The sequence below is a fragment of the Clostridium sp. genome (assembly GCF_051656525.1).
Lineage (GTDB): Bacteria > Bacillota > Clostridia > Clostridiales > Clostridiaceae > Clostridium.
Genome location: NZ_JBOGCC010000021.1, coordinates 1 through 1627 on the forward strand (window position 1 = coordinate 1; position 1627 = coordinate 1627).

Here is a 1627-nt window from a genome sequence, read left to right on the forward strand (position 1 = left end):
CCCCCCTTTGAATGACCCCCTAGTTGTACCGATTCAAAATTGCCACTATCAACCATTTTTTGAACAAAGCTTAATGCATCTTTTTGTTGTGCCGTTATTTTTGCTGCTGTTTCAGCATTATCTATCCAATCTTTCCACTGTTGCGTTATTGAATCACCTAAACTTAAATCGTCTTTAGTATCTGCTCCAGGACTTTCACTTCTTCTATTTACTATAACGATATTCCCATTCCCTGTATCTAAAGCTAATCCAACATATCCACTTCCAGTTTGATTACTATTTTCAATTTCCTATCTCCTTAATATTTAAACTCTTTATTTTTTTCAATTTTCCCATTTTTATATTCTAAAGATTTTAAATTATAATTTTTTTTATTTGTATAATAAGAATCATCTGTTGAATCTAATCTTGAGTTATAAAAATCTTTATTTATATCATAATAAAAATTTTCTTTTATATATATAAATGCTATATCTATATCATTATTCATTCCTATATTTTCAAATATCTTTAAATATTTATCAATTTTTTTATTTTCTCCATTTTTATCTATATCTTCATTAGTTTTTATAAAAATATCTATTGCAAAAGGATGAGTATTAACTTTTATAAATTCAAGAACATCCATATCTATAGAATCATATTTTTTAAAATATCCTGACATTGTAGCTTTTATGTTAACATCATCTCCAAAAACCTCTTTAACATCCTTCTCCACTAATTTAGCAAGTTTTTCTTCCATAATTATATTTATATAATCATCTATAGTCTCTGTTTTTTCATAATCTACCTCTAAGGTAAAAGGTATATTTTCATTTGCTTTCGGTGCTGCTAAAAACTTCTTAGTTTGTCTATTTGCCCCATGAGTTCCCCCTCTTTGTACAATAACGAATTCTTCCCCATACTTTCTTTTAAGATTTTCTAATGCAAATTTTTCATATTCATTTAATCTATTACCATCCATATCTGCCTCCCCATAAACACTATCCATTACTTTTTCATAAACTATGTCACAACCCATTATTGAAAATCCTACTATTATTGGAATAATTAAAATTCCTATCTTTTTTAACTTCATAGCTTATCCCCTTTATTCCAAAAAAGGATTATATTAAAATTTAATATTTTATTTTAATATAATCCTTTTATTTTTAAATTTTCATTTTACCTAAACTTTTATCATTTTCTTTTGCCATCTTTAAAAGTTCTGAAAATAACCTATTAAAATTATCTATTTTCTCTATATCTCTATTTCCATTACTATTAATTCCACTTATATAATTATTAATAGCTGACTTTTCACTATATCCACCTTTAATTGAATTTAATTGTTGTTGTAAAATTTTAATATATTTTAATTCCTCTTTATAATAACATTTCATACCAGCTAAACTTTTAACTATGCCATTACCACTTGAATATTTTAAATTAAACTTACTCATTTTTCCTCCTTAAATTGAATTAAGCAACTTAGTTTCTAGTCTATACACATCTGTTAACCTATTCTCTGCTTCCTTTAAAAAGTTATTCATTCTTTCTATTTTTTCAATTACTTTAGTTAAATGTTTTTTATAACTTTTATATCTTATACTATAAAAAACATCCTTTGATTTTCCCGACCATGCTT

At 25.1% G+C, this 1627-nt stretch carries 2 protein-coding genes; both read right to left on the bottom strand.

Annotation, left to right across the window (positions count from 1 at the left end):
* Window positions 1–298 precede the first annotated feature (298 nt).
* On the bottom strand, window positions 299–1078 hold the full coding sequence (locus ACRDDY_RS00580; RefSeq protein WP_438563022.1) for a hypothetical protein: 780 nt from the start codon (window positions 1076–1078) through the stop codon (window positions 299–301).
* A gap of 73 nt (window positions 1079–1151) precedes the next feature.
* Window positions 1152–1442: a hypothetical protein gene (locus tag ACRDDY_RS00585; RefSeq protein ID WP_438563023.1), complete on the bottom strand. Its 291-nt coding sequence runs from the start codon at window positions 1440–1442 to the stop codon at window positions 1152–1154.
* Between the last annotated feature and the right edge of the window lie 185 nt (window positions 1443–1627).

Excerpts from the sequence above, each read along its gene's own strand:
- ACRDDY_RS00580 (WP_438563022.1), bottom strand. The coding sequence starts at position 1,078 with ATGAAGTTAAAAAAGATAGGAATTTTAATTATTCCAATAATAGTAGGA.
- ACRDDY_RS00585 (WP_438563023.1), bottom strand. The coding sequence starts at position 1,442 with ATGAGTAAGTTTAATTTAAAATATTCAAGTGGTAATGGCATAGTTAAA.